Consider the following 3,345-nt stretch of genomic DNA (forward strand, 5'->3'; position numbering starts at 1 on the left):
GTTCACAACTGGACTCAGGTTTACAACTTGGCGATTGAGACTTCAGTCGACTTCACAAAGGCAATCACTTCACTGCCCACTTTCAATTCCAGGTCACGCACCGAGCGGGTGGTAATCACCGACGTCACGATCCCCGACGCGGTTTGCACGTCGATCTCGGACACCACTTCACCGATCAGGATTTCCTTGATCACGCCTTTGAACTGGTTGCGCACGTTGATCGCTTTAATGGTCATGTCGGCTTTCCTTTGGTCTGTTGGGTCAATCCGCACGAATGCGCAGGCACTCAAAGTGCCCTATTCGTGAAACCAACAAAAGGAATATATAACTCTTTATTTATTCCATAAAAACATATGCAAGCTGTTGCGCAGCCAACAGTGATTCAACAAAGTGCCCGCCTCCCCACTCCCAACCACTCCCCCACGTACCAGCTGTCGAGCCTAAGCGAGGCTGCGTCAGCGGTCTGTCTGATACATCGCGAACGCAGCCTCGCTTGGGCTAGACGGCTGCTACGTGGGGTGTTGCCCGGCACCACGAAAGACGCTGGCACAGAGACTGCATATTCCTATAACGCATGATGGAACATGCCATATGAATTTTCCGAATATAAGAAAAGCCTTCTCTTTCCCGCCTTGTCCGGAGCTGTTCCATGAAACCCTTCGTCAACACCCTGCTGGGCGCCTGCGCCCTCGCCTTCAGCCTGCAACCCCAGGCCCATGCGGCGGAAACCGAGCCTGCGCAAGTCAATCTGGACTACGCCTATTACTCCCCGGTAAGCCTGGTGCTCAAGCACTTCGGCTGGCTCGAAGAAGCACTGCCAAACACCAAGGTCGGCTGGGTGTTGAGCCAGGGCAGCAACCGCTCGCTGGAATACCTTAACAGCGGCGGCGTCGACTTCGCCTCGTCCGCCAGCCTGTCGGCTGTGCTCAGCCGGGCGAATGGCAGCCCGATCAAGTCGGTGTACGTCTACAGCCGCGCCGAGTGGACCGCACTGGTGGTACGCAAGGATTCGACCTTCAAGAGCGTCAGCGACCTCAAGGGCAAGAAAATCGCCGCCACCAAGGGCACCGACCCGTACCTGTTCACCCTGCGCAGCCTGCAAAAAGCCGGCCTGAGCAAGGACGACGTGGAACTAGTGCACCTGCAACACCCGGACGGCCGTACCGCCCTGGAGAAAGGTGATGTGGATGCCTGGGCCGGTCTCGACCCGCACATGGCCGCCAGCGAAATCCAGGCCGGTTCGCGCCTGCTGTACCGCAACAAGGACTTCAACAGCTACGGCGTGGTCAGCGTGACCGATAAGTACGCCAAGGAGCATCCACAGACCATCGCCAAAGTACTTGGCGCCTATGAAAAAGCCCGCAACTGGGCGGTCAAGCACCCTGACGAATTCGCCAAGCTGCTGGCTGACGAGTCCGGCCTGCCGCTGGACGTGGCCAAGCTGCAACTGTCGCGCACCGACCTGAGCAGCCCGTTGCTGACCGCACAGGACGTGGTGTCGTCCAAGGCCGCCGCGCCGATTTTGGTGTCGGAAGAACTGGTGCGCCGTGGGGTGAATGTTGATCAGGTGATCGACCAGTTGATCGACCCAAGCTTCGGCCAGGCCTTGCCTCGTCCATAAGGGGAGCGTCATGAGCAGCAAAAGCGAAACCCTGCCCGTCGCGCTTGCGCCCGGCATCACCGTGCAACGCAGCGCATGGCCACGGCGGCTCAAGGGCCTGGCGTTGCCGGTGCTGATCCTGGTGATCCTCGAGGTGGTGGTGCGCATTGGCTGGCTGCCGTCCTACCAGATGCCGGCCCCCAGCGAGATCGCCGTGACCCTCACCGACCTCGCCGAAGGCGCGCTGTGGAAACACATCAGCGCCAGCCTGTTGCGGGTGCTGCTGGGGTTCGCCATTGGTGCCAGCCTGGCGTTGGTGTTTGCCGCCTGGGTCGGCTTGAGCCGCGAGGCTGAGGCGTACCTGGAACCGACCTTCGCCGGCCTGCGCTCGATCCCGAGCCTGGCCTGGGTGCCGCTGTTGCTGCTGTGGCTGGGCATTGATGAGACCTCGAAGATCGTGTTGATTGCCATCGGCGCGTTCTTCCCGGTGTACCTCAATGGCGTTGCGGCGATACGCGACATCGACCGCAAGCTGGTGGAAGTCGGGCAGATGTATGGCTTCAGCCGTACGCGCCTTGTGCGTCGCATCCTCTTGCCCGCCGCGCTGCCCGGTTTGTTCACCGGCCTGCGCAGCGGCTTGAGCCTGGCGTGGATGTTCCTGGTAGCGGCCGAGTTGATCGCCGCCACCAAGGGCCTGGGTTACCTGCTTAGCGATGGTCGGGAAACCTCACGGCCTGACATCGTGCTGGCGGCGATCATCGTGCTGGCCTTGCTGGGCAAGATCAGTGACGGCCTGTTGGCTGCCCTGGAAAAACGCTGCCTGGCCTGGCGCGACACCTTCAACGGCCAAGGTCCGGAGCATTGAACATGAGTGAAGCGCTATTAGATATTCGCGTCGAGCGTAAGAGCTTCGGCGCGACCACCGTACTGACCAACGTCCACTTGGCCCTGCAACCCCGGGAAACGGTGAGCTTGCTGGGCCCCAGCGGCTGTGGCAAGAGCACGTTGCTGCGGATCGTCGCCGGGCTGGAAAAGGACTATCAGGGGGAACTGCTGCAAGGCGGTGGTGAGGTTGCATTTGTCTTTCAGGAGCCGCGCCTGATGCCCTGGCTGACGGTGGAGCAAAACATCGGCTTCAGCGATGACGATGGCTATGACAAGGCCTGGGTCGCTCAGTTGATTGATGAGGTGGGGCTTACGGGGTTTGGCCGGGCGTTGCCCAAGGCGTTGTCGGGCGGGATGGCGCAGCGGGTGGCGATCGCTCGCGGGCTGTATTCGCGACCGCAGGTGCTGTTGCTGGACGAGCCGTTCAGCGCGGTGGATGCGTTTACCCGCATGAAGCTGCAGGATTTGCTGCTGCAATTGGCTGAGCATCATGGGATCGCCCTGCTGCTGGTGACTCACGATGTGGACGAGGCGTTGTACCTGAGTGACCGGGTATTGGTGATGGATAACCGGCCGAGCCGTATTCGCCAGGAGCTGGCGGTGGAGCTGGTGCATCCGCGGGATCGGCGGGATCCGCTGTTGGCACGGCTCAAGGCACTGGCGCTGACTGAGTTGCAGCGGGCGCATGTGATCTGACCAATGCACTGATCCGCTGGATTTGTGTTGGGGCTAAGTCAGGCTGGGGGGCATATCCGTTGTTTGGGTGATGGCTTGTATGGGTTCCGCTCTTACAGCGGCTCACTTTTGAAAAGCGCAAAAGTAAGCAAAACGCTCTTGCCCCACCACTCGGCACCTCGCCT

General features: G+C 60.6%; 4 protein-coding genes. 3 read left to right on the top strand and 1 reads right to left on the bottom strand.

Features of this window, described 5'->3' with window-relative positions:
* Nucleotides 1-20: 20 nt before the first annotated feature.
* The gene (locus SNL23_RS21720) at nt 21-236 is read right to left on the bottom strand and encodes a TOBE domain-containing protein (RefSeq protein ID WP_003217010.1); all 216 of its coding nucleotides are present in this window, start codon (nt 234-236) and stop codon (nt 21-23) included.
* A 413-nt stretch (nt 237-649) separates the two neighbouring features.
* On the opposite strand from SNL23_RS21720, the gene SNL23_RS21725 reads away from it, so the two are divergent.
* From SNL23_RS21725 to SNL23_RS21735, 3 genes are read left to right on the top strand one after another with little or no spacing between them, the layout of a single operon-like run.
* Nucleotides 650-1,621 (top strand): aliphatic sulfonate ABC transporter substrate-binding protein, encoded by a 972-nt coding sequence (locus SNL23_RS21725; RefSeq protein WP_076013366.1) that lies wholly within the window; start codon nt 650-652, stop codon nt 1,619-1,621.
* A 10-nt stretch (nt 1,622-1,631) separates the two neighbouring features.
* Nucleotides 1,632-2,465, top strand: a complete 834-nt coding sequence (locus SNL23_RS21730; protein ID WP_318303465.1) for an ABC transporter permease — start codon at nt 1,632-1,634, stop codon at nt 2,463-2,465.
* A 2-nt stretch (nt 2,466-2,467) separates the two neighbouring features.
* The gene (locus SNL23_RS21735; protein WP_318303466.1) at nt 2,468-3,181 is read left to right on the top strand and encodes an ABC transporter ATP-binding protein; all 714 of its coding nucleotides are present in this window, start codon (nt 2,468-2,470) and stop codon (nt 3,179-3,181) included.
* The last annotated feature ends 164 nt before the right edge of the window (nt 3,182-3,345 follow it).

It is taken from the genome of Pseudomonas sp. SED1, assembly GCF_034044025.1.
Taxonomy (GTDB): Bacteria; Pseudomonadota; Gammaproteobacteria; order Pseudomonadales; family Pseudomonadaceae; genus Aquipseudomonas.

What these genes read in the sequence shown, in the direction of transcription:
- SNL23_RS21720 (WP_003217010.1), bottom strand. Translation starts at nt 236, where the DNA reads ATGACCATTAAAGCGATCAACGTGCGCAACCAGTTCAAAGGCGTGATC.
- SNL23_RS21730 (WP_318303465.1), top strand. Translation starts at nt 1,632, where the DNA reads ATGAGCAGCAAAAGCGAAACCCTGCCCGTCGCGCTTGCGCCCGGCATC.
- SNL23_RS21735 (WP_318303466.1), top strand. Translation starts at nt 2,468, where the DNA reads ATGAGTGAAGCGCTATTAGATATTCGCGTCGAGCGTAAGAGCTTCGGC.
- SNL23_RS21725 (WP_076013366.1), top strand. Translation starts at nt 650, where the DNA reads ATGAAACCCTTCGTCAACACCCTGCTGGGCGCCTGCGCCCTCGCCTTC.